This window comes from Rubinisphaera italica, assembly GCF_007859715.1.
In the GTDB taxonomy this organism is placed as follows: Bacteria; Planctomycetota; Planctomycetia; order Planctomycetales; family Planctomycetaceae; genus Rubinisphaera; species Rubinisphaera italica.
In genome coordinates this window covers 5,034,739-5,057,775 of sequence record NZ_SJPG01000001.1, presented here as the reverse complement: position 1 = coordinate 5,057,775, position 23,037 = coordinate 5,034,739, and the positions used below count along the sequence as shown (strand labels likewise).

The window sequence follows — 23,037 nt, the reverse complement described above, 5'->3', positions numbered from 1 at the left end:
CGTTTTTGTTTTCGTTTGACGCTCTGCAGGAGCAACTTCAATCGTTTTTTTACCCAAATCGTTCAAGCGACTGCCCCCGGTGGAGCAGTTGTAGGGTGCGTCCTGACGCACCATGCTGCCGAGATGACTTCGCTATTGACTCTCAAATCCAAAATGAAACCTCCGCGATTCACTTATCGCTTTCGAATTGAATTCTACCCTGATTCCGGTGCGTCAGGACACACCCTACTATTCCGCCCCCGGTGGAGCAGAATGCTCCTAGTAAGCCAAGCCGGGGGCCAGTTGTGCGTGGAACTCAAGGATCGTGTGTTGTCCGCAGGGAATCACTTTGAGGCAGGCGACTTTGCCTGAGCACTTGAGTGCGTGAGTCCAGTCGTCTTCGCAGATGATGCGGATATCGTCGAACATTTTGATGACATCGCCAGGAGCAAGGCCCAGTCGGCACGCTTCGCTGTTCGGCTGGATTTCTTTGATCAGCATCCCTTCAGGACACATCACACCGAAAAAGCCGAGGGAAGGGAGTGGAGCCGGGCAGACAGGTTTTTCAATGATGACTTCATGAATGACTGGCTTTTCAATCACAACTTCGTGAACGATTGGCTTGGCGTATACAGGTTTCACATAGTGATCGTTGTGGTAAGTCTTTTTGTAGCCATAGTTTCCGCCGCCGTAGTGACCACCATAATTGCCGCCGTAACCTTTTTTGTAGCCCCCTTTTGAGCATCCACCCGCTTGAGCAGCAGTGGTGAAGGTTGTCAGAGCAGCCAGAGCGATCAGTGTGAGTGTGAAGCGTGACATGGTTTTGTTCCTTGGAGTGATGTTGTTTTTGTTGTGTTGAGGCCGCGTTGTGCTGCCTCTCACTCTTTAAAACGGAAAGTCGGCTCTGGAGGGGACAGGGGGATGGAAAGCCGAGGACAGAAAGCGGAAAGCCGCAGGTCAGGCTTTGGCACTTGTGGAATTCCAAAACATATTGCTGGATTCGCTGCAAAATGTAAGATGGTAGGAAAATCTGTAATTGAAAGAGAGCTAGTATTTCATGCCCAATCAGTACTCTCAGTTACAATGGAAATCATATTTATGCCCTCTGTTATTTTGGGGGACCTTCAGCCTCGTCCTGATGATTTACTGCTCTGCCTGGACTTCAGCACTGGATGAAGTGCTCTCTAAAATGTCAATTACTCTCTTCATGGCGATATTTCAATATGGTCCTTGGCTGGTTTTGTGCCTTAGTTTAATGGTTCTGATTGAAGGTCTCTCATTGAAAACCGCATTAAAAAAGGGAGAGTATCTGTACAGAGCATTGTATTGTCTGTTTAAAACCGTCATTCTTCTGAGTGTTTCCGCTTTGTTTTTCTTGCCATGGGTTTTTCTCGGTCTCTATTTTCTTCCTTGGTCTCATCCTGGACTTCAAGACTAGTGGATGGCAAGCTCTGAGCGTAACGAAGGGCGTGGTTGACGATGCTTGGAACTACGATTCCACACCCATCACTTCGTTCTGAGCGTGCCACAAATCCAGCCTTACCAGTCCATTTTGAATTCCGTGAGGGAATCCATGGCTGTTTTTAGTTTCTTGAGGGCTCGAATATAGCGGATGCTGGCTGCTTTGACGGAGATCTGCAGCGTTTCGGCCACTTCGTTATTGGTCAGTTCTTCGAAATGGCGCAGGGCGAGGACTTCTCGATCGGTCGCTTCCATTTGATTGAGTGCCTGCATGAGCCGGGTGTTCATTTCGTCGCGCTTCATCGACATACTCGGCGAACTGACCTGGGCAATCAAATGGCTGGCGATGCAGCCCGAAGTCCCGGGATCGGTGCGATCTGCCCGCACTTCTCGTTGCACATCCCGCCCTGCGGCTTTGACGTGTTTGCGATGCAGATCGACAATCGTCTGTTGCACAATCAATCGCAACCAGATGAAAACCGACTGAGCAGACGTCGTATCGCAATGCTCGAGTCGCTGAGCAGCAGCCAGATAGGCTTCCTGTAACACATCATCCGTATCCATCCGTGTGGAAAGTCGTGGATTCAGGCGAAAGGAAACGATTTGCCGCAACCGGGAACGGTACTCGTCAAAACATTGCGAGAGCGCCCGGTTATCCTGATTTCGCAATGCCGGCAGCCAGGCAGGTTGAGAGATCTCATTCACGAATCCTGCCCTCCGGGTTGAGGCTCGGCGATGGTTGTCATGCGGGCGGCCATCGGCATGCGGCGACCGCTGCCAAACGCACGGCGTGTCAGTTTGATACCGGGCGGCATTTGACGACGCTTGAACTCATTTCGATCCAGTTTCTGCAGCACCCAGCGAACGGTCTCTTCGGGATAATGTTCTGAAACCTCCTGCAACGAATGCTCCTGTTCAATCAGGAGTTCGAGAATGCCATCGAGCACAGGGTAGGCAGGGAGGGAGTCATGATCGTATTGATCGGGAGCCAGTTCTGCACTGGGGGCTTTGTCAATAATGTTGACAGGAATAATCTCACGCCCCGCCCGTTTGTTGATATATCTCGCGATGGCATAGACATCTTTTTTCAGCACATCACACAGGACTGCAAAGCCACCCGCCATGTCGCCATAAAGAGTGCAGTAGCCAACCGCTAATTCACTTTTGTTTCCAGTGGCCAGCGGCAACCAGCCGTGACGATTGCTGCGAATCATGACCAGGGCTCCCCGTATGCGGGCCTGTAGATTCTGATCGGCTAAGCCTGAAGGTTGACTGGACAGGTCTTCTTTAACGAAAGGAGTCTGTTCATAAGCCCGGTGAATATCGTCAATCGGCACGACAATCGCTTCGATTCCCAGATTCTTTGCCAGCAATTCGGAGTCGGCTACGGAATGATCGCTACTGTGACGTGAAGGCATCATTAAGGTGTGGACATTCTCCGGCCCGAAAGCCGTAGCGGCCAGACAACTGGCAACCGCGGAATCGATCCCTCCCGATAATCCCAGTACGCATTCGCGAAACCCAGACTTTAATCCATAATCCTGCAAACCGAGAACAAGGGCTTCATAAAGCTGTTGGGAACGCGAGTATTGTTTCCAGTCGATGGTTTTTTCGGTCAGTTTCTCAAGCTCAATGATCTCGACAAGTTCCTCGCAATTGGGAGACTGATGCAGTAATTCTCCCTGAGTCCCAAGCACAAAACTGGCACCATCAAAAACGAGATCATCATTTCCGCCGACTTGATTCACAAAGACGCTCGGAATTTTTCCTTTGCGGGAATGGGCTCCCATCAGACGATGACGACGCGTCAGTTTGTCGATTTCAAAGGGACTGGCAGACAGATTGATCAGAATTTCCGCTCCCTGTTCGATCAACCTTGCGACGGGATCAAATTCGCAGGCCGGCCGTTCGTGATAAAACGTTTCCGGTTGACCGAACCAGGCATCTTCACAGATATGCACGCCTATTTTTTTGCCCGCTAACTTCATCACTTCAATCGATTGGGCGGGTCGGAAATAGCGGCGCTCGTCGAAGACATCGTAATTCGGCAGCAGACCTTTGCTGATCGTCTGTTGAACTTTTCCCTGATACAGCAGGCTGGCTGCATTGGCACTCAAGCCGTCCGGTTGATTCCAGTGCGTGGGATGCCCGACCAATACTCCCAGTGAAGCAGGCAGTTGTCTGGCAAGGATTTCGACCGCTCGATCACATGCGGTCACAAATCCGGATCGGAGCAGAAGATCCTTTGGAGGATAGCCACAGACAATCAATTCGGGGCAGATCAGAAGTTCGGCATTCGCACGGGACGCAGCCTGGGCGGCATCGAGAATCTTTTCACAGTTTCCCTGTAAATCTCCCACAAGTGGGTTCAATTGTGCGATCGCAATTCGCATCCGGAAATCTCACTTCATTTCATTGATCAGAGTTAGACCATTTCAAATGGTTACCGCGTTTGTGGTGCAGCTCCTCTTTCTCGATCAAAGCCGTTTAATGATCAGAGAAAGGTTGCGTTGATCGTATTATCGACCACCGATCGCTTTGATATCATACCAAGTATCAGTCCCGGGCTCTCCCGTGAGACTATTCCACAAGGGCTTCGGTAGTTGATTGGCATCGAGTAATCCGGCATGGGCATAGCGATGCAGATAGGCATCACTCAAATTGCCCCAGAAGATGCCGACCACGGGTTGTTTGGCCATGATCATCGAAAGCAGATTTGTAATCCACTCGGCTTGATGGTCTTCCGTACCAACCTGTGAATTCGGGCTGGCATCGACTTTGAATTTCATGCGAGCCAGAGGGTCGACGCCAGAAGCCGAAGGGCAATTCAGTGTGATATGCAAAGGGACGCCGAATGTGCCCCAGGTATCGAGTAATTTGGAAAACCGGAGCAGTCGGCGGGAATCGTTTTCTCCCGGTTCATAACCGAGTGCCAACTCGAGATTAATCCCCGCCAGTCCCATGCCGGAGCGGAGCAATGCGTCGGCCACGTGCCAGGGAGTGAGTCGATGTTTTCCTTTGGCCTGATAATCTCCCCAGGGACGGTCGACGCGTACGAACACCTGGGAGTCATCATCCACCTGACGGGCCACATCGATCATCCGAGCCGTCAATGCGAGCATATTGTCTTCGGTGTAACCATATAGGCCGCCGGTATTCACGTGCGAGGCGACTTCCCACATCCGAATTTTCCCGGAGTATCGCGTGACGACCGTCTCGACATAATCGCTGAGAAAGCTTTGTAAATTGAGAATATCGTGTTTCCAGTTGCCGACCCAGTCGGGTAACCCATCTTCATGAAAATTGAGGAGTGGACCGCCCCTTAGAACCAGTTTGTTTTGTACCGCCCATTCGACCTGCTCATCGTGCACATCCCAGAGGTAAGTTCCTTCTTCAGATTCGATGGCTTTCCAGTCGAGGTAAATCGTCGCGGCTCGAAAGGCTTTCAGGTAGCCTTCAGGAATTTCTGAAACGGGAATTGTCCCGAGATCACATCCCATCAAAGCGGGAGGATGAGCGAACCGCTGCCGACGGACCTGCATCCGCTGTGTGACATAGGATTTGGTCAGGACGTCTTCGGCATGACAAATTTTAGCCAGCGCTATGTTGGCCATCTCCGTCGCGAGAGCAGGATTGTCCTGTTCAAAAGTCGACAGGACAAAATCGCGAAAGGCATCCTTATAAAGTGAATAATACTGTTCGGGCAACAACATGCCCGCATGTTCCCAGGAGGCTGCTTGATCTTTAATTTCGCAAATCTGTCCCCGGGCCAGTTCGACGGCCAGGACATAGGGCACGTCCCGTTCATTCAGCGAAGTGGTTCGCAGGATCGGAGTCCCAAAACCGGAAACGGGCCACGAGATATTCAACTTCCCGGAATCCGACTTTTTACGAATACAATGCAGATGCTGTCCGTGAATCTCGATTCGTGTCGGGAAAACAGCTCCATCATAATTGGTGACAAAAGCGTGCTCGAAGCGCTCTTTGTGCGCGAGTATGGCGTCCGAACCCAGATCGAACCGCATCAAGCCCATGGTCCGTATTCCCCGTCGACACCGCGAAGCGAAGTCTTAATGATCGATAAAATTCCAGAAATTGAAGAAGTGAACTTTCACCTCGCAACTGACAGTATAAACACCAGAAATGGATGAGGGGCCATTCATGAAGGTGATTTGTCAAAATTTCCACTCACAAATTACAATGGAGCAGCAATCAGAAATTGTAGTCTCAGGGTGAGCCTTGTTCAAGAAGGGCAGTGATCGATACGATGGGAATCGTTTTCAAACACTCATCTCGCACACAAAATTATTTCGCGGAATCGATCTGCTTTTAGGGCACACAGCACACAATATTCTTTCTCACAGGGGGAGAGTGTCCAAATGTCTGTATTTTCAGCACCAGCTTGATGAAGCGTTCAAAGTCTGTCTTTGTCAAAAGTATACTGTTCAGGGTTTATCATGACTGCGATTTTCGAAACGGACCTCCCCGGAATCCCGAAGCATCAGGGCAAAGTTCGTGATGTTTACGATTTTGGCGATCGACTCTTACTGGTGGCCACCGATCGCATCAGTGCGTTTGACTGGATATTGCCGACCGGAATTCCGGACAAAGGCCGTATTTTGACGCAATTGAGTCTGTTCTGGTTTGAACTGCTCGGTGGGGCCCATCATCTGTTGTCAACCGATCCCGATACGTTGCCGCTTCCACCGGACACTGACCTCAGCCAGTTTGCGGGGCGGAGTATGGTAGTCAAAAAGACAAATGTCATTCCCATTGAATGTGTTGTGCGGGGGTATCTTTCGGGTTCCGGGTGGGTGGACTATCAGAAAACGGGACTCGTCAGTGGAGTTCCCCTGCCTGCGGGTTTAACAGAAAGCGATCGGCTTTCCATTCCCATTTTTACACCCTCAACCAAAGCCGCCAGTGGTCACGATATGCCCATCTCTTTTGATGAGGTGATTTCAGAAATTGGCGAACAGACCGCCAATACCATTCGCTCCAAAAGTCTCGATCTTTATGAACGGGCCTCCGAATATGCTCGTAAACGAGGTTTGATCCTCGCGGATACAAAATTTGAATTTGGAATCTTCGCACCGGGAGAAAAAGAGGAAGAAATCATACTGATTGATGAAGTTCTCACTCCCGACAGTTCCCGCTACTGGCCGGCTGACGATTATGAACCGGGGCGGACACAAGTTTCATTCGATAAACAGTATGTCCGTAACTGGCTGCTGCAAACCGATTGGGATCGCAATTCCCCCCCGCCGGAATTACCCCATGAGGTCGTCGATAATACCCGTCAGAAATATGCAGAGGCGTATCAGTTATTAACTGGCAAGGAGTTTCATTGAGATTCCTCTGGAATTAAACCCTGTTCCAATTGGAAACCGGATTTCCTTAGACATCTTGATAAGGTCTTCGGGGGTGGCGGGGGCGCTCCGCTTCAGCGGAAGCCCCCGGACGTTTAATCATTCGGGGGCTTCTCTTCGAGAGCGCCCCCGCCACCCGGGTTTGATTGTTTTCTGTTATATCTCTGGCACGAACCAGTGTTCTTACAAATTGTTGAATTTCTCCGGTTTTCATTGGGAACGCGGTATAGAATCTATCAACCACCCACACACTATCGATTTTAATTGTTCGTGTGAATCACGCAGGACAGCATTATGGCACGGCGATCATTCCGAGTTGAGAAATCGCGAGCACCATTGATGGCGACATCACTCGTGCTGATCGGCGGCATCGTGACTTGTCTCGCCATTGCCACACCATTCGCCGATGACATGACAACTCCTCTGCTGATCATCGCTGGCATGATCTTTGTGTTGACGATTGTCCTCAGCCTCCTGCGCCGTCAGACAACAGAAATCTTTGCTGAGTTATACGCGCTGACACTTCAGAAAGAGCAGCCCAAAGTCCGCATGAAACTCAAACGCCTCAAAGATATCGAACAGTCGGAACCACAACGTCCGCCCACTGCGGAAGATATCCGCAAGATCAAGGGTAAAGATTGACTGGAACAAAGCCTGTCGAGTCCGAGCAGATGTGGGTTACCTGAGATTATGTGGAACTCTCCAGTGAATGAATCTCTGCCCTTCGATCAGACTGATACTCATTCACTGGCATCGTCATGACGATTTCTCGTTTCCAGTGCGGTTCGTGGATTGCCCAGCAATGAATCCGCAGGTCCTCATCGGTTCGTTCCAGATCCCGGCATTGCTCGTGCGAGGTCTGCCAGCATTTCTGTTCGATTGGCAAGAATGATCGTTCGCAAGCAAAATGATTGGCCCGCCGCTTCGTAATTCTCCCCTGATCGACAATTGTCAGGCAGCGTGAAGCTTCCTGATCGAGCAGACGCAAGGCAATCAATTCATGACTGGCGGTATGAAAACAAGTCTTCAACACGGGCAATGATTCCCGACAGTTATGGGCCTTTTCAAAGAAAGTCTGACCAGGAAGCAAGAGACGAGCCGCCAGGAAATTGGCGACCTGTTCCCGCATTCCGGGGCCACTCTCATCCGGCTGGGCACCAACATACTGAAAGACATGATGGGCAAAACATTCCCCCAGTTCGTGACAAATCGCCCAGTGGATCCGCTCGGATCGCTGGTCCGGTTTGATGAAGATCGATCGCCGTCGTCCGAACTGCTTGAGTCGTCCCCGCGAAGCCTGTTGCCGATCATAGACAATGTCAAATCCTAGCCGACGGGTCAAAACAGCAGCGTCGACTGCCCCGCCAGCGTATCCCGCCCGGTCCAGGATCTGCCTGGAAACAACATCCGCAGCGGACATCCACTCACTCAATCCCCACATTTCGGCCCTTTCATAACGAGTTTATTCATTTCATAACCCGACGCGTCAGCGAGGGGGCGACGGTGCTTGCTCATTTTCTCGGTCTATTAGCCACCCAGCAGAATTATTAATAAATTAGGCTTTGCAAGCAGTTATTTATTACATCTCGTGCCCTGTTCCAATTAAATGTTGGGGTGCCACTGGCTTTGCCAGTGCATCGTAACTTCAGCTTTAGCCTCAACTTGCACTGGCGGAACCAGTGGCACAAAACCCGAAGTTTTAAGCGGAGCAGTCCACTAGCTTCAATCGGCACCAGGAGAGTGTACATAATGGCACATTGCAGGTCAATTGAATTATGTTCACTATTTTGTAGTTGGCATATCTCAGTCTGTGAAACCATTGCAGCTCCATAAGATTCGAGTCAATCCCTCCCGGCATAACGCCGATAATTTGAATAACCGTCAATCTTTTGCGTCCTTGCGCGCCGGAAAATCACACTTTCGGAAAGAAGATCTGGTGGAGAATTCTACGACTATCCGGGCCGATTAAGCATTAGACTTTGGCAGATTCTCATGGCAGTACCCAAATCAAACGCTCAATTTCGCAATCTTCCTGAAGCGGCCTGTCCGCCCATGCGACTCCTGATGATTGCCATCCTGGCCATCGGAGCTGGTGCGGCAACGAACCGCTATTTGTACGCGACTGCGAATCAGAATTACGTCGGCCGAATCGAAGTCGACTCGATGACTATTCGCGCTCCCGTCGACGGTATTCTGCAGAATTGGGAAGTGACAGAGGGGCAGGTTGTCGATCCACAGGCACTGTTGTGCAATATTGGTGGACAGAATTTGAATCGGCAATTGCAGATTCAACAGCAGGATGTCGAGCGACTCAGTGCGCGTCTGGCCACATTGAAAGCGGAAGTCGATGTCAAACTGAACGAACATTTAAGTACGGTCGAAAGCGACATCTATCAGGCAGAACTGCAATCGGCAGACTTGCTGCAGAAAAAGTACTATTTCGAACTGGAACGTATGGCCTGGCGAGATCAACGGGAGAGTTACGAACAGAACAAGTCCTCTAAGACTTCCAAAAATCAATCCGTGGATGAACTGGATGACAAGTTGATCAACTGTATGCTCAAAGAAGAGTCTGCTCTCAATTCCATTGAAGCTGCTGAGGCTCAACTCGAAATCTGCTCGACTCGCCTGGAGAAACTGCAGAAACAAAAAGAGGAAATGCGGGAACGCGTCCAACTCGCAGTCGGTCTTTCGGAAATCGAATTGCAATACGAGCAGTCCAAGGCAGAACTCGAAAATCTGGAATTGCAACTTTCGCTGCAGAAAGTTCGTGCCGCCAGTGTCGGAACTATTGCCAATATTCGTCGACGCCCCGGTGAATATGTCAAAGCCGGTGAAGTGTTGGCAGAACTGTTTTTGCTCGACGAAGCGTATGCGGTCGCAGATGTCCCAACATCACACTCTCACAATTTCCAAGTCGAAATGCCAGTCCGCTGTCGATTCCCGAATGGGGAAACCCGTACTGGAGTTGTCACTCACATGGCGATTTCCGCCAGTAAAGACGACGAATTTCAAAGCCAAAACGGCCCTGCCATTCCGATGCGAATCGAGCAGACCGGTGCTCTCTGGCCGAAAATACCAATCGGCGGACAGATTACTGTGATTCGATAATCCTCAGGTTACGAATCCAATTTAAGATGTCATTGGAAGACACGCTCAGAACGTAATGATGGGCGTGGTGATTGCACAAGACCACGCCCTTCGCATTGCTCAGAGCGTGCCACCCAGTCCAAGAGAGCAATCGTCATTCAGGACGATGAAATCTCTTCGAGGGAATCGCTGTCCTGTTCGGGCTTCAAGCGTGCCTGAAGTTTTTCGATGGTGAAGCGTTGCTGCGGCGGGACGAGGACGCCGCATGAGACGATGTACTGAAACGCCTGATCGACCGTCAGATCCAGATCAACAATTTCGCTTTTCGGGACCGACATTGTGTAGCCTGTCATCGGCATCGGTGAGGTCGGAACCAGAATCGAGACGCAGGGTTCGCCAGCGACAACGGCAATATCGATCATGCTTTCTCCGGTCACAAAGCCAAGTGTCCAGATCCCTTTACGAGGGTATTCAAAAGCGACGACTTTGCGAACTTCGATCTGATTTTCGGAAAACAGAAAATCGGTCACCTGTTTAACAGAGCCGTAAACAGTCCGGACGACAGGCAAGCGGCTGATAATCAGCGATTCGAATTTATGAACAATCCAGTGTCCAATGCGAACGGTGACCATTCTTCCAAGAATATAAATGAGCAACACCAGCAGTAATACCGCGATGAGACTCAATGGAAACATGCCTGGAAAATGCTTCACCGAGATCAATTCCATGTTGAATGGAACACGGGATTGAGGCATGTCTCCCAATGGAATTTTTCGAGCGACAAGCAGATAGTCTTGATACAGAAATGCGACCTGTCCGACAGGGACATACACATCATCCAGACTCAATGCACTGTGTCGTTGCTCTTCGGTTAACGGCTGAGCGTCCACATCCCACATTTCGATCAGCCTGGACTGATACAGGTCCCGAATTTCAGGACGGACACGATAATCTTCCCGGCAAAATGGGAGTGAGGGTCCATTCGGCAATTCGACCAGCCCGGTTAGGGGGACCGAATGATCGACAAACTGAGCCGCTGCAAATTTCACGAAGGTATTCGTCGGCTTAACAATGTAATTATAGAGCAGACTGCCCAGCCAGATGAGGATCACCAGGGTGAGCACTGTGGGCAGAATGATAGCGAGCCCGCGAAGAAATATTTTTCTAGCAGTAGGATGATGAGACGGTGTTGGCGGCGAATTCGTACTGATCGATCGTCTCCGATTTCGTGATGTTCAAAGATGTCTGAGCATTTGAACTGTATGTTCCATTTAATGGAGATCGCTCTTCAAATTGTAAGACGAAGATCGAAAATGGAAAGGGTGCCCTGTTTGCTCAACATGCACGATCCTCAATAAGCGAAATGTCAACAGAAATTTTGGGGTTCGCATAACCAAACTTTGATGTTATGCTTCCATTCGATTTTCTGTGATCTATAATATTTATGAATAGACTTTCATTCAGGTGCCGATTTTTCGGGAATTCCTATGGCAACCACGACAACCCATCAGATCTCATCGAGCAGTTTCGACAAACTGCGTGAACAGCACTACAACGCCACCGTTGTCAGTGTGAATCGCATTCATGAAATGCTGATGCGCATCCGTATCCATTCGGATGAAGGTCGGTTCGAGTATCAGCCTGGTCAATATACGGTACTCGCATTGGGAGCCTGGGAAGATCGCTTTGATCATCCCACCGAAATTGAAGATGAGACAACTCTTAACAAATTGATCAAACGGGCTTACTCAATTTCCTGCCCACTGCTCAATGAACAGCATGAGTTAGTCACCTGCCAGGATTATGCCGATCTCGAGTTTTATATCACGCTCGTGCCTCGACCAGATCATGAGAGCCCTAAACGGCCGCCACTCACGCCACGTCTGTTCGCCTTGAAACAAGGTGATCGCCTCACTATGAGTCATCACGTGGTCGGAAGTTACACACTCGATCCCGTAGGTCCAGACGATAACGTGATTTTCGCGGGCACCGGAACCGGGGAAGCCCCCCATAATGCCATGGCAGCCGAGCTTTTGAAGCGGGGGCATCAGGGAAAAATCGCCTCGATGACCTGTGTCCGATATCGTCAGGATGCCGGCTATCTGAGCGAGCAGGCAATTCTGAATGAACGTTACGACAACTATTGCTATCAGCTTTACACGACCCGTGAAGCTAAAAATATGGATCAATCGCGTCCGGATTTTGTCGGTAAGCAGTATCTGCAAGATATTATCCGCCCCGAGAATTTTGCACGAGAATTTGGTTGGAATGCAGATCCTCAGAACACGCACGTCTTTCTCTGTGGAAACCCCGACATGATTGGAATTCCCAAGAAAGGCGAGGGTGGCGAACTGGAATATCCACCAAACCCAGGCATGGTCGAATTACTCGTCTCGCAGGGCTTTACCCTCGATCAGCCAAAGAATCCGGGTAATATCCACTTCGAGAAATACTGGTAATGTTTTTCAATCAATTAAAAACGACTCTTCCCAAAATGATTATTGGAAAGAGTCGTTTTCTTTTTGCTCTGTGATCTTTTTGCTCTGTGATTGGTTTTCGAAGGCAATCACACTTCCTGTGACTGCACCATCCACAGATGTTTTTCGAGCCCGCTGGTAATGCCAATCAACATGTCTTCGCTGATTGGGTCCAGATCGCCGAGCAATTTAATGGATTCTCGAAGCCCTCGGACAGTCGTCTGCAAGCGGTCTGCGACGAGGGAAACAGTTGCAGCAGCAGAGGTAAACTCTTTCTCAATCAGCGTCAATGACGTTCCTTCGGCTACCTGTATGGCGCGACCATCCGGCGCAACTCCAAGAGTCGACATTCGCTCTGCGACTTCATCAGATGCCAGTCGGACATCATTGATGATTTCATCCAACTGCAAATGGACCGCACGGAAGTTGTTTCCGACCACGCACCAGTGAGCCTGTTTGAGCTGTAATGCCAGATCGATCAGATCGACCAATCGATCCTGGAGCGTCTCTGCAACTTCAGTATTTCTATCTTCTGGCAAAATCTGCCGTTTGAACTCTGTCATGATTTCTCCTGATGTCGATAATTTGAGCAGTTGCTTTATAAGGTGTCGCAGGCATCGTCAGACGACGAAACCATGTTTTATTTATAAACGGACCATCACAAAAGGCAAGACCCTTAATTCATCGATTTGGACTGTTCTTCAAACCGGGCGATCCAACGTTCAGGCTCTTCTTCAAACGCCGCTTTGCAACCCGTGCAGCAGACATAATAAGATTTCCCCTGATAGCTGACTGTAATGGTTCCGAGTCCCCCCGAAATAATACAGGTCCGCTCGCCGTAACCTTCATCGATTAAGGCCATTGAAGTTCCTTCGCGTTGCGTGGACACTGTGTCGACACGGAAAAAGCGATCGTTCCCGCCCCGTTGCTCATAAACTTCCAGCAGATAGCGATTGTTATTCTGCTGGTTAAACACCAGCCGCTTGGTTTTATCCTCGGGTTCTTTCTCCGTGAATTCAAGTTTATAAGAACGCTGTGGCTTATCATCATCTCCAGGTTCGTCTTTGATCTCACTGGTGAATACGCCAATAAGAGTTGAAGTTTGTCCTTCATCATCCGTCAACTGTAGTTGATACTGTTCCGATTCCGGAATGAAAGTCATGCTCGCATTTCGATAGTACGGACTGGCCTCAGAAGACATGACAAGCGCTGGTTGTTTGGGATTCGTTTTGAAATCCCAGACCCAGTTCGTTTCATCGAGGGCCTTTGAGCCATCAAAATTCTTCTGCGTAATTCCCCGCCAGGTCCCGAGCAGGATCTGCAGATCTTTCAGAGCCGCAATCACCACATCGGCTCGCTTGTCAGCTTCAAAAGTTTCATTCTGCTTTTCGCCAGATTTCATCTCCCCGTTGGCAGATGATGTACTGGGGGCGTCATTCCCGAAAGTGATAACCGGCAATTCATGGGATTGGCTCTCGGACTTTTTTGGGGGAGCTTCGAGCTGAGAGACATTTGAGCTTTCATTCCCTTCAGGGGCAGTTGTATTTGTTTGTGCCGGAACAGCCGTTGGCGTTTCTGATTTCGAGCAACCCAGGTAGAGCATCACAGTGGCGAGAATACAAAGTGAGAATATTGTTTTTGAGAGATATTGCAACTTGTTGACTTGAGACATCAAACCGGATCCTCAGTTGAGCGTTGTGAGTGTGTAATAAATTTATCTTAACCAACTTATGAAACTCGAACCAAGTCGATTGGTCTGCTTTGGCCAAAAAAGTGAAATTGTCGACTTGGCCTTGTTGACTCTGTATTCAAATATTTTGAAGAAATAAAAAGTCGAAGCGCAGATCGCCGTTTCTGTTCCGTAAAGCTTTGTGAACAGAGGAATCAAAGTTTGATTTCCCAATAAACTGTTTGCCTATAACGCCGCAAACCCCAGATTCAAATCTTTACATTGGAGAACACGATGAACACGAAGCTTAACCTCAAATCCATGTTTCGCTCAGCAATCTTTGGCACATTGGGTGCAGCAATGTTCCTGACACTGGGTCAAATGACTCAGGCCGCCGACCACGCTGTGCATACAATTAAGTATGCCGATGTCGGCAACGATATGGAGGATGGTGATAACATCAGTGTTGTCGAAACAAAAAATGTCTGTCCCTCAGACGAGATTGAAATCAAATTGGTACTCGGCTCAGGAGTCTCCTGGTGGAAGGGAGCAATTCTGTTTAAGAAAGACAAGGACAACGATTATTTAAGTCTTGTCGAACTTCAGGATGATAAAAAATCCAAAACGGGTCGTGTTTCCTATGACGACTTTTCCAGCCGTCATTTTGTCCTCAGCAAAGCCAAAGCTTTTGGCGTCCACACCAACATGTACTACATTGAAGATGCACCTCAAAAAATGACTGGCGGAAACCGTTACACATTTACCTGGACCAAAGATTAAATTCAATCGACACAGTGAGAGTATCAAATAAGTGAAGCAGGTGATTCGATATATCGATCACCTGCTTTTTCCTGTACGATGATTGCGTCTGGCAATTAACTTAACTGGACTGCAAAGACAGGTTCCTCAGCGAGACCAACTCTCGCTCAACAGCTTTGAATTCTTCCGTTTTCGGAACATCAGCCGCATTTTGCAGATCGTCCAGGAACGAACCCCACAGGTGTTTCTGCAATTGCTGAATCAGCCAGATCTGGCGGACTTTCACAAAGCTTTGGTGAAACTGATGGAACCAGGCTTCGAGGTATCGCATTCCGGTCGAGGTACTCGAACTGATGGCCGTTTCGCCGACTGCTGCGGTGACGGTACCGGCTGTCACATCACCGGCCACATGTATCGCAGCCTGTAATGCCGTGTCGGTCATCATGGGCATCATTGCATTGCCGACGGGGCCGAAGCCGGTGGCGAATAAGGCAACAGTTACTGCTGGTCGTGCAGCGGCGGCTGCGGTATCGAGTCGCTGCAGGATTTTGAACCAGTCTTTACGATCTTCACGAAAGGACTGCATTTGCAAGCGAACCAACGCCTCAAGTTCTTCTTCAAAGCGGGCGTGCTGATGTTCTTCCTTGATCGCGGCCAGTGTGTTTTCCCGGGTTTGACCAGCCATCAGTTGATTGAGCCGGGTCGCCAGAACAGGGTGTCCATGCTGTGCGAGGGATTCGAGTCGATCATAAATGGCGACCAGTTGCTGCTGAATTGTGCGCCATTCCTGCTGCCGATAATTCGTAATCCACTGCGGCTCGGCCTCGGGATCGTGATGTCGAAACTGACGAATCGGCCACATTATTCCCCGACCGAGGGCATCATAAAACCCATGAACCGAAGCTTCCCAGCCCGTGCGATGTTCTTTCCACCAGTTACGAACTTCCTGAATCACAATCGGATTCGGCACTGCTGGCCAGGTGACAGAAATTTCCTGGAGTCGTTCGGTTAATCGTTTCCAGGCATCTCCATAAATGCCAGATCGTCTGCGGATCTCTGCAAGATAGGCGGGGATCCCTGCCTGCGAATCTGAAAGAGCAGTCACTGCTCCTGCCAACGATTTCAGTTTGATTTCCTCAAACCGCAATTCCGATAAATCGACCATCAGATCGCGAGGCGTCTGCTCGTGGACGGTTTCCTCAGTCACGGGCCACTGACGATGATAAAAGGGCAATTCCTTCTGCTCAGCCGCTCGGCGATCGTGCGGAGCAACATACACATACTCCGGTGAGATGCCGGTTTCATCGCAAAATGTTTTGAGCCAGATTGGCCAGTATTCATCGTCATCGGGGATGAGCAATTGATTAAAGACGACCAGAATGGACTTGTCTTCCTCGGCTGCACTGCGAAAGAATTTCTTGACGGCTGCATCGTTATACTTCTGCTGCGTTAGCACGGCGATCAGCACATCAGCAGAACGGCGGACTTTGTCAGCTCGACTCCAGTTAATCTGAGCATCGGAGTCGATATCCGGCGTATCGAGCAGGAGCAGGTTTTCGGGCGCCGTTTTCGATTCCCGCCAGAACAGAACATCGTCATCGGTTGCCTGGAGAGCATCGTCGGCATCGTCGGAATGTCGGAGATCAAATTCACTGAAAATAGCTTCGAGAGCCGCTTCATTTGCGAACCGTGGAGGAGCCAGGCAAGTTGGATGTTTCGTCCCGGAAGCGAGCGGGCTGGTGGCTGAAACTTTCGAGCCACACAGATGATTAAAGATGACACTTTTACCGATGTTCGTCCCGCCCACGACGGCTACAACCAGAAATGTGCTATCGGAGAGCTGAGGAATCAGTTTCTGCGTGATCAGTTGATACCACTCCGTCGTAGAAACAGCCGGAAGATCCAACTGCGCAGCTTCTTTTGCCAACGCATCCACACGTTGCTGCAACTGCGAAATTGTTTTTCCAACATCCTGAAGTGACTGCACGGACAGCTTTCTTGTTTTGATCTGAATTGGATAATCGTCCCCTGAGGCCTCAAAGCCAGATGCATCTTTGCTGGCAAATCGATTGTACCTGAGCCCCGCGCTGGTTGACCAGTGTTGTACATCTGCAGAGCGGACTGGTGTAACCTGTTCTTTTAGCCAATTTATAAAATTAGAGCAGCCGAGTCGCGGACGACTCGGCTGCTCTCGATCCCCACAATCGTTGACGCATCGTATCTTTTTCAGGGGATCGCTTGAATTCGTTTTGGCTCAGAGAAGGCGGAAGGCTCGTAACTCGGAGGTTAACCGAAATGATTGTTAGCCGCCGTACCCTTGCTTACGCTTCGGGTTAAGATGTTTAACGGACATCACCGTAGAAGCGAGTCAGTTCTTCGAAGGTCAGAGCTTCTGGAGAAGCGGCTGAGGTGACTCGGGCTCTGAAGACCAGGTTGCCATCGACATTACCGACGACAAACACTCGGTAAGTGGCCGACTCGCCAGCGGCAATTGTTGGGAGTGGCTTGAAGAGGATCAGATTCCCTTCAGTCACATACTCGGCTGGGCCACTCGCTTTGACCAGTTGGACACCTTCCGGCAATTCGCAAGAGATGCCGATGTCTTCCGCAGCTGCAGAACCTTCGTTTCGAACTTTGATTTCGTAAGCAGTTTCGTTGCCGACTTCGACAGGATCGTCAAGGTCGACGATGTCCATCACCAGTGCAGAGGCTCCCTCAACTCGGGTGACAACCTGAGTATCGGTGGTGGACCCATGCTCGGAAGTGGCTCGGACATAGTGAGTGAACTCGCCAATCTGGCTGGCGTTCAATTCGACTTCCATCTCGGCGTCTTTACCAGCTTCAAGTTTGCCGACGAACCAGCTGAGGATGCGGGTTGGTGCATCGTAAGTGGCTCCGCGACTGGAACCGATGTATTCGAAGCCTTCCGGAATCTTGTGCATCATGCGGACGTTGCTTGTGCCGATGGTACCATCGTTGACGACTTTGAGTTTGTATGTCGCAGTACGCCCTTTATATCGCAGGCCCGGTCCATCAATCGCAGCGGTCAGGCTGGGAGCGATGACTTTCATCGTCGAAGAGGACGTTTCAAGTAATCCGCCTTCAGCTGAGGCACTCACCTGAATGACTTTGTCTCCACCAGTCATTGCCGACAATGCCAGACGAATCGTACGGGATTCACCAGGATTCAAAGAACCGACGTCCATAATGAGTCGTTCGCCGCGAGTGTGTTCGAGTCCTTCAGGAATCAACGCATCCAAACGAACATTCTTGGCAATACCGTTTCCGGGATTGGTGATGGTCACGCTTTGAGAAGCAGGATCGCCCACCATAACCTGATCAGGTCCAGTGATCGACAGGCCGAGAAGTGGTTCGCGAACCACAAAGCCCGATTGAGCAGCCGCTGTGAAGTGAACTTCGGCAGTCGCGTTCAAAGCTCCACGGTGAGTTGGAACCAGAACAACCTGAATGGATCGCGTTTCGCCGGCAGGAATATTTCCGAGTGACCATGTCAAATCAGGAACAAGTTCTTCCTGAGCGGGGTTGGTGGAAATCAGCTGAACATCCGCCGGGAAGCGGGCATCGACTTCAACATTGTAAGCTGTGCTGCTGCCGCTGTTGGAGACAATCAGTTCGCAGGAACTTTCCTGACCAACGTTGATTCCCTCTTTGGAAGTCCATTCCACTTTCACATTCGGATTCTGAGGCCCGGCTGCCACTTCGATTGCTGGATTCACAGAAACTTCTGGAGCAGCTGGAGCAGACTGGGGTGTGACGACCGGCGTATCGATACGAACCGGAGTGTCAATTTTCAGAGTCGCGGTCGGCATCGACACATTCATCGCTTTGACGGGTGTTGCAGCTGGAGAAGCCGATTTCTCCTGAGGTTTCAAACTCGCTTTGGCTGTTTTTGCCCAGGCTGGAAGATCGTCATACGAATCTGCTTCTTGAGTCGCAGAAACCGGTGTGACAGTGAAGACCTGTCCGGAAGTTGGAGCATATTCATATTGAGCGGTCAGCACGACAGGATTTTTCGGTTCTGTCGGTTCGGTTGGCTCGGTTTCAATGGGTCGCAATAAGGCTGCAGACTGCAATTTATTGGGTGCAGTGGCCGCGGAAGCTTCGGTTTGATTGCCGAACAGCTCCTGATAGTAATTTTTGATCGGAGCCGGTTGGCTGGTCCGTTGATAACGTTCAATGGCCAGGAATCGCTGGTCTTCGCTCTCGAATTTTTCGGGAGTTCCAGCGGGCTGAATTTCCTGTGCACCGACGGGTGCGAGGGTGGTTCCTGAGATAGCCGCAGCGAGAATCCAGTTCGTCGATTGCGTGCGGCACGCAAATTCCGAAAGTCGAGTTAGCAGACCGCTCCGCATTTCATTCTCCTTAACGATAATGCTTGATAGCTTCGTAACAAATCGTGGCTCTCCAGTCCTGGAGACGCCCGAAATGGATTAACCGGTATTCTTAAATCGCTGAGCACATTTCGCACTGAGCTTTTTATCGGTTATGCGGATTCGGTTTCTTCAACAAGATGGGCAAAATTTGCGGATTATTCCGGTTCTGTCGGTTTTGCGGGGAATTACTGGCAGAATTGACATTTTTGTTCACTGCCAATTCGCGGAGTTGGTTTGCTGAAACCAGGCAACCTACTTTAAGTCTTCTGCAATCAATCACACAAAACTATTAGCGATCAGGGCTCCCGAGAATATGCAGAGGTAACCCAGGAAACAGACACTGAATGGCTTCTTCATCAATGACCAGTTTCGACATGTAATCATGATCACTGCCAGAGGAGCAGTAAACGACATGATCGCCGCGAACTTGCTTTGCTGCGAGATCGTTATGGCAAACCAGATTTGTCCAATGGCAAGAATCACCAGTCCTGCATAGAGGAGAATTAGACCTGAGGAGTTCATGAATGACTTTCGGTTCTGATTTTAGAGCACCTGATAATATCTGGTGTTGAATTGATTGCAAAAGTCATGGATACCCGGGTGGCGGGGGCGCTCTCGAAGAGAAACCCCCGAATCGTTGAACTTCCGGGGGCTTCCGCTTAAGCGGAGCGCCCCCGCCACCCCAGATTGTTATGTCTTCATAAGGTATTATTCGATGTCCTTACAGTGATGAATAGGGCATCTCGAAAAACTGATCGAGAGTCGCTTTTGTGGCGTCACCGGACTGGAAACCCTGGCGGAACCAGCGGACGCGTTGGGAGGAGGAGCCGTGGGTGAATTGTTCGGGAACGACGATGCCTCGGGATTTCTTTTGCAGCATGTCATCACCAATTTGCTTGGCCGCATTTAAGCCCTCATCGATATCGCCCTGTTCGAGCACATTGAATTCCTGCTGAGCATGATTGGCCCATACGCCTGCTAAATAGTCAGCCTGAAGTTCGAGGCGGACGGACATGCGATTGGAGTCTTCCTCGGATCCTCCTTGCCGGGCGCGATGGACGATATCGGAATATCCAAGCTGGTTCTGTATATGATGGCCGACTTCATGGGCAATCACATAAGCCTGAGCAAAGTCGCCGGGGGCATTGAGTTCCTGCTGGAGTTGATCGTAAAAACCGAGGTCGATGTAGACTTTTTCGTCAGCCGGGCAATAAAACGGGCCCATCGCGGCTGCCCCATGTCCGCATGCGGTTTGGGTGGAGCCTCGAAAGATTTCCAGATTCGGAGCCACATAAGGCTTGCCGTATTCAGTGAATAGATCGCTCCAGACATCTTCGGTGAGAGCAAGAATTTTGCGGACGAAGACGACCTGTCGATCCTGCTCGGCTTGTTCCTGAGGATTGAGCGGAGCCGGTGCGGGGGCAACATTTGCCTGATTCTGCACCACAAACTTGAGAACATCTCCCAAGTCGCCGCCGGAAAGGAAGATCAACCCCACCATTAACAGCAAGCCAATGACTCCACCAGTCGCCACTTTCTTCGGGCCCATCGCGCGACGGTCCTGCACATTCCCGCTTTCACGGACATCATCCAATCTCATTTGACTACCTTTATCATCGCAATGGGCCCGTTGAAAACTATATTTTGTGCATCGGTTGGTGAAATACAATACCCGGCTCATTTCTTCGTAGCAATGAGTGGAAAATTCTTCTGTCGGAACTTTCCTCGTTTCCAAGGTCCTGCTTGGGAACAATTTGAAATTCGTGAGTCTATACGAAAGACTTTGCTTCGTGGGTGGCACGACCCTGAGCAAAGCGAAGGGCGTGGTCGAGCGCGCATTCCCACTCATCCACTCTGCTCCATTTGATGCTATTTCTCGCATAAAGAATACAATGGGCCTGAATGTTAATCTGGGGGTAATACGCCGAGATGACAAATCAGAATTAAATCCTTCAGACGGTTCAACTGCTACGGTCGATACTCCATTTCAGGAGTGGGATTTATTCGTTTTGAGCGTAAGAAATGCCCTGCTTCGGAAATTTAGACCGTTTATCGCCCTGTGTTCGCATTTGCTTTGCGCGCCATTTTCTGGCAAGTGTGTATCACCTGAAAGCCTGGACAGGCTGACACAAGCGCAGATCAAGAGGATCGCGAAATGACTCGAATTTCAAAATTGGTTGCGAAGACACATCCTGTGAAAATTACCGTGGCATTGGCACTGTCGACGTCAATGCTCGGTTGCATGGGCAATGGTTACAGCATCCCAGGATTCAGCTCCAAGCAGTCCACCAAAGTCGATGCGATCGAAACGGAAGCTAAACTCCCCCTCGAACAGCCTGCCTTGGAAAAAGAAGAGCTGGCACATATTGCCAGTCATGACGTTAATCTTGGGGAAAGCAGCAACGCCGGGCTGGCTAAAATTTCATTTCTGGGCGAGGAAGAACGTCAGCAGGAACTGGTGAATATTTCCAATTCGGTGAATGAAAAACAATCGGGTTCTGAAATCGATGCCGCATTCCTGATTCAGGAAAAGCTCAATCAAAAGTCTGCCAATGCTTCAACAGAGGAAATCCGCAATTACGAAGGACTCATCACGACTGTCGATGGTGGAGCATCGAACCTTGATGCGTTACGACGTAGTTTGCAGGAACTGAATGAAACTGCTGAACTGAGCGAAGACTCAGAAATCGCAGATATTGATGTCAATCTTGCTCAGGAATCCACAGTCCAACCGATGATGAATGAATCGGTAGATTTGGCCTTCGAGTCGACTGCAGAGCAGCCTGCCACGACAGGAGAAGATTTCCCCTGGGCAAACACAGCTGCCAATACTGCGGCTCCCGTTGTGAACCGTGTCAAAGGGATCCTGAATAAGGCAACAACGCTGACTCAGGAAGGCGGACGCATCAGTTCACAGGCAGTGACGAGCACTGCTCGAACCGTCATTGAAAAAACACAATCGGTTTTCACACCCGAACAGGTCACCGCCGAAGAGATTCTCGCAGATATGAAAGCTCGTCAGGAAATTCGACAGAGCCCCATTCAGAAAAATACCGCTCAACAGAATCCCGTCATAACGCCAAATCAGAAAAGCCAGGCGAATGTGACAAATTATGCCAGTTCAAACGAACCTGCTCCGGTCGTGATTGATTTGAGCCGGGAATGGATTAATGCACCGCAAAAATCAAAGCGAAATGTCGATTCGATCGCTCAGTTTGCCGAGTCAACGGTCGTTGCCAATCAACCGGCTCAACTGCCCGTGATCACTCCCGGACGCAGCACGAACCTCGATCAGGCAACCGAAACTCCCGTGAAACAGAAACCTGTTCCAGTAAAAACTCAACCGGCACCTGCTCCGTATCAAAATGAGGTGGTTCAACTGGGAACAGTTCCTGTGTTGGAAGAAGAAACACATCAGATGGTTGTCGGAACTAAAGAAGAGGAGCAGAGCGATCCAGCATTTGAGGCTCAGTCGGCACCGATGATGGTCACCCTTTCTCCTGAAAGTGATGCCGCTCCCTTCGAACAGTATTCCTCAGCTCCAATTCTCATGGCTCCAGGCCTGGTAACAGCAGATTCCGCTGAGGACGAAGAATTTGACGAATTTGCCTCAGCCTTTGCTGATGTCACAGAAACTGGCGGACCTCAAATCGATGAATCACCACTGCTCATCGATGAATCGGAATTGAGTCTGAAGCCAAAATCAAATTCAAAATTTTCAGCGACTCACATCACAATGACCTGCTGCGGAATTGCCTTCCTGGCCATGATGCTGATTCGCTGGCGACGATAACACTCAGGCTGTTCACTCCAGTCGAACTCGAGAGGCTCCTTTAGGA

18 protein-coding genes are annotated in these 23,037 nt (G+C 50.0%); 6 read left to right on the top strand and 12 right to left on the bottom strand.

Going from position 1 to position 23,037, the window contains the following annotated elements; translation table 11 throughout:
• Positions 1-258: 258 nt before the first annotated feature.
• From Pan54_RS19335 to Pan54_RS19320, 4 genes are all read right to left on the bottom strand, one after another.
• Positions 259-798: a PDZ domain-containing protein gene (locus tag Pan54_RS19335; RefSeq protein WP_146505046.1), complete on the bottom strand. Its 540-nt coding sequence runs from the start codon at positions 796-798 to the stop codon at positions 259-261.
• Positions 799-1,518: 720 nt separating this feature from the next.
• Complete coding sequence (locus Pan54_RS19330) at positions 1,519-2,145, bottom strand: sigma-70 family RNA polymerase sigma factor (RefSeq protein WP_146505045.1); 627 nt, start codon at positions 2,143-2,145, stop codon at positions 1,519-1,521.
• Positions 2,142-3,833, bottom strand: coding sequence for an NAD+ synthase (locus Pan54_RS19325; RefSeq protein ID WP_146505044.1), 1,692 nt, complete (start codon positions 3,831-3,833; stop codon positions 2,142-2,144). Before Pan54_RS19325 ends, Pan54_RS19330 begins: the two co-directional genes overlap by 4 nt.
• Positions 3,834-3,959: 126 nt before the next feature.
• A complete protein-coding gene (locus Pan54_RS19320; RefSeq protein ID WP_165441867.1) occupies positions 3,960-5,465 on the bottom strand; it encodes an endo-1,4-beta-xylanase in 1,506 nt (501 codons plus the stop codon).
• A gap of 432 nt (positions 5,466-5,897) precedes the next feature.
• Here Pan54_RS19320 and Pan54_RS19315 point away from each other — a divergent pair, with 432 nt between their 5' ends.
• On the top strand, positions 5,898-6,791 hold the full coding sequence (locus Pan54_RS19315; protein ID WP_146505042.1) for a phosphoribosylaminoimidazolesuccinocarboxamide synthase: 894 nt from the start codon (positions 5,898-5,900) through the stop codon (positions 6,789-6,791).
• A 312-nt stretch (positions 6,792-7,103) separates the two neighbouring features.
• The gene (locus Pan54_RS19310) at positions 7,104-7,451 is read left to right on the top strand and encodes a hypothetical protein (protein ID WP_146505041.1); all 348 of its coding nucleotides are present in this window, start codon (positions 7,104-7,106) and stop codon (positions 7,449-7,451) included.
• 46 nt (positions 7,452-7,497) lie between these two features.
• Here Pan54_RS19310 and Pan54_RS19305 read toward each other — a convergent pair whose 3' ends face one another.
• Positions 7,498-8,250 (bottom strand): ImmA/IrrE family metallo-endopeptidase, encoded by a 753-nt coding sequence (locus Pan54_RS19305; RefSeq protein WP_146505040.1) that lies wholly within the window; start codon positions 8,248-8,250, stop codon positions 7,498-7,500.
• A gap of 551 nt (positions 8,251-8,801) precedes the next feature.
• On the opposite strand from Pan54_RS19305, the gene Pan54_RS19300 reads away from it, so the two are divergent.
• Positions 8,802-9,920 carry an HlyD family secretion protein gene (locus Pan54_RS19300; protein WP_146505039.1) on the top strand — a complete coding sequence of 373 codons (1,119 nt, stop codon included), beginning with the start codon at positions 8,802-8,804 and terminating at the stop codon, positions 9,918-9,920.
• Between the two features lie 137 nt (positions 9,921-10,057).
• Here Pan54_RS19300 and Pan54_RS19295 read toward each other — a convergent pair whose 3' ends face one another.
• Complete coding sequence (locus Pan54_RS19295; protein ID WP_207310180.1) at positions 10,058-10,948, bottom strand: DUF502 domain-containing protein; 891 nt, start codon at positions 10,946-10,948, stop codon at positions 10,058-10,060.
• A gap of 438 nt (positions 10,949-11,386) precedes the next feature.
• Here Pan54_RS19295 and Pan54_RS19290 point away from each other — a divergent pair, with 438 nt between their 5' ends.
• Positions 11,387-12,358 carry a ferredoxin--NADP reductase gene (locus Pan54_RS19290; protein WP_146505038.1) on the top strand — a complete coding sequence of 324 codons (972 nt, stop codon included), beginning with the start codon at positions 11,387-11,389 and terminating at the stop codon, positions 12,356-12,358.
• A 107-nt stretch (positions 12,359-12,465) separates the two neighbouring features.
• On the opposite strand, the gene Pan54_RS19285 is transcribed toward Pan54_RS19290, so the two are convergent.
• A complete protein-coding gene (locus Pan54_RS19285; protein WP_146505037.1) occupies positions 12,466-12,939 on the bottom strand; it encodes a Dps family protein in 474 nt (157 codons plus the stop codon).
• A 113-nt stretch (positions 12,940-13,052) separates the two neighbouring features.
• Positions 13,053-14,048, bottom strand: a complete 996-nt coding sequence (locus tag Pan54_RS19280) for a TRASH domain-containing protein (protein ID WP_146505036.1) — start codon at positions 14,046-14,048, stop codon at positions 13,053-13,055.
• Between the two features lie 291 nt (positions 14,049-14,339).
• Between Pan54_RS19280 and Pan54_RS19275 the strand changes: the two genes are divergently transcribed.
• Positions 14,340-14,825, top strand: coding sequence for a hypothetical protein (locus Pan54_RS19275; RefSeq protein ID WP_146505035.1), 486 nt, complete (start codon positions 14,340-14,342; stop codon positions 14,823-14,825).
• Positions 14,826-14,925: 100 nt separating this feature from the next.
• Here the strand turns inward: Pan54_RS19275 and Pan54_RS19270 are convergent, their stop codons facing one another.
• From Pan54_RS19270 to ypfJ, 4 genes are all read right to left on the bottom strand, one after another.
• Complete coding sequence (locus Pan54_RS19270; RefSeq protein WP_165441866.1) at positions 14,926-16,791, bottom strand: GTPase; 1,866 nt, start codon at positions 16,789-16,791, stop codon at positions 14,926-14,928.
• A gap of 355 nt (positions 16,792-17,146) precedes the next feature.
• A complete protein-coding gene (locus Pan54_RS19265) occupies positions 17,147-19,177 on the bottom strand; it encodes a DUF11 domain-containing protein (RefSeq protein WP_146505033.1) in 2,031 nt (676 codons plus the stop codon).
• 297 nt (positions 19,178-19,474) lie between these two features.
• Positions 19,475-19,720 (bottom strand): hypothetical protein, encoded by a 246-nt coding sequence (locus Pan54_RS19260; protein ID WP_146505032.1) that lies wholly within the window; start codon positions 19,718-19,720, stop codon positions 19,475-19,477.
• Positions 19,721-19,919: 199 nt separating this feature from the next.
• A complete protein-coding gene (gene ypfJ, locus Pan54_RS19255; RefSeq protein ID WP_146505031.1) occupies positions 19,920-20,798 on the bottom strand; it encodes a KPN_02809 family neutral zinc metallopeptidase in 879 nt (292 codons plus the stop codon).
• Between the two features lie 555 nt (positions 20,799-21,353).
• Between ypfJ and Pan54_RS19250 the strand changes: the two genes are divergently transcribed.
• Complete coding sequence (locus tag Pan54_RS19250; protein ID WP_146505030.1) at positions 21,354-22,991, top strand: hypothetical protein; 1,638 nt, start codon at positions 21,354-21,356, stop codon at positions 22,989-22,991.
• The last annotated feature ends 46 nt before the right edge of the window (positions 22,992-23,037 follow it).

Coding starts and splice junctions, on each gene's coding strand:
- ypfJ (WP_146505031.1), bottom strand. CDS start 20,798: ATGAGATTGGATGATGTCCGTGAAAGCGGGAATGTGCAGGACCGTCGC.
- Pan54_RS19310 (WP_146505041.1), top strand. CDS start 7,104: ATGGCACGGCGATCATTCCGAGTTGAGAAATCGCGAGCACCATTGATG.
- Pan54_RS19305 (WP_146505040.1), bottom strand. CDS start 8,250: ATGTGGGGATTGAGTGAGTGGATGTCCGCTGCGGATGTTGTTTCCAGG.
- Pan54_RS19290 (WP_146505038.1), top strand. CDS start 11,387: ATGGCAACCACGACAACCCATCAGATCTCATCGAGCAGTTTCGACAAA.
- Pan54_RS19315 (WP_146505042.1), top strand. CDS start 5,898: ATGACTGCGATTTTCGAAACGGACCTCCCCGGAATCCCGAAGCATCAG.
- Pan54_RS19280 (WP_146505036.1), bottom strand. CDS start 14,048: ATGTCTCAAGTCAACAAGTTGCAATATCTCTCAAAAACAATATTCTCA.
- Pan54_RS19260 (WP_146505032.1), bottom strand. CDS start 19,720: ATGAACTCCTCAGGTCTAATTCTCCTCTATGCAGGACTGGTGATTCTT.
- Pan54_RS19320 (WP_165441867.1), bottom strand. CDS start 5,465: ATGCGGTTCGATCTGGGTTCGGACGCCATACTCGCGCACAAAGAGCGC.
- Pan54_RS19265 (WP_146505033.1), bottom strand. CDS start 19,177: ATGCGGAGCGGTCTGCTAACTCGACTTTCGGAATTTGCGTGCCGCACG.
- Pan54_RS19285 (WP_146505037.1), bottom strand. CDS start 12,939: ATGACAGAGTTCAAACGGCAGATTTTGCCAGAAGATAGAAATACTGAA.
- Pan54_RS19300 (WP_146505039.1), top strand. CDS start 8,802: ATGGCAGTACCCAAATCAAACGCTCAATTTCGCAATCTTCCTGAAGCG.
- Pan54_RS19325 (WP_146505044.1), bottom strand. CDS start 3,833: ATGCGAATTGCGATCGCACAATTGAACCCACTTGTGGGAGATTTACAG.
- Pan54_RS19250 (WP_146505030.1), top strand. CDS start 21,354: ATGACTCGAATTTCAAAATTGGTTGCGAAGACACATCCTGTGAAAATT.
- Pan54_RS19275 (WP_146505035.1), top strand. CDS start 14,340: ATGAACACGAAGCTTAACCTCAAATCCATGTTTCGCTCAGCAATCTTT.
- Pan54_RS19335 (WP_146505046.1), bottom strand. CDS start 798: ATGTCACGCTTCACACTCACACTGATCGCTCTGGCTGCTCTGACAACC.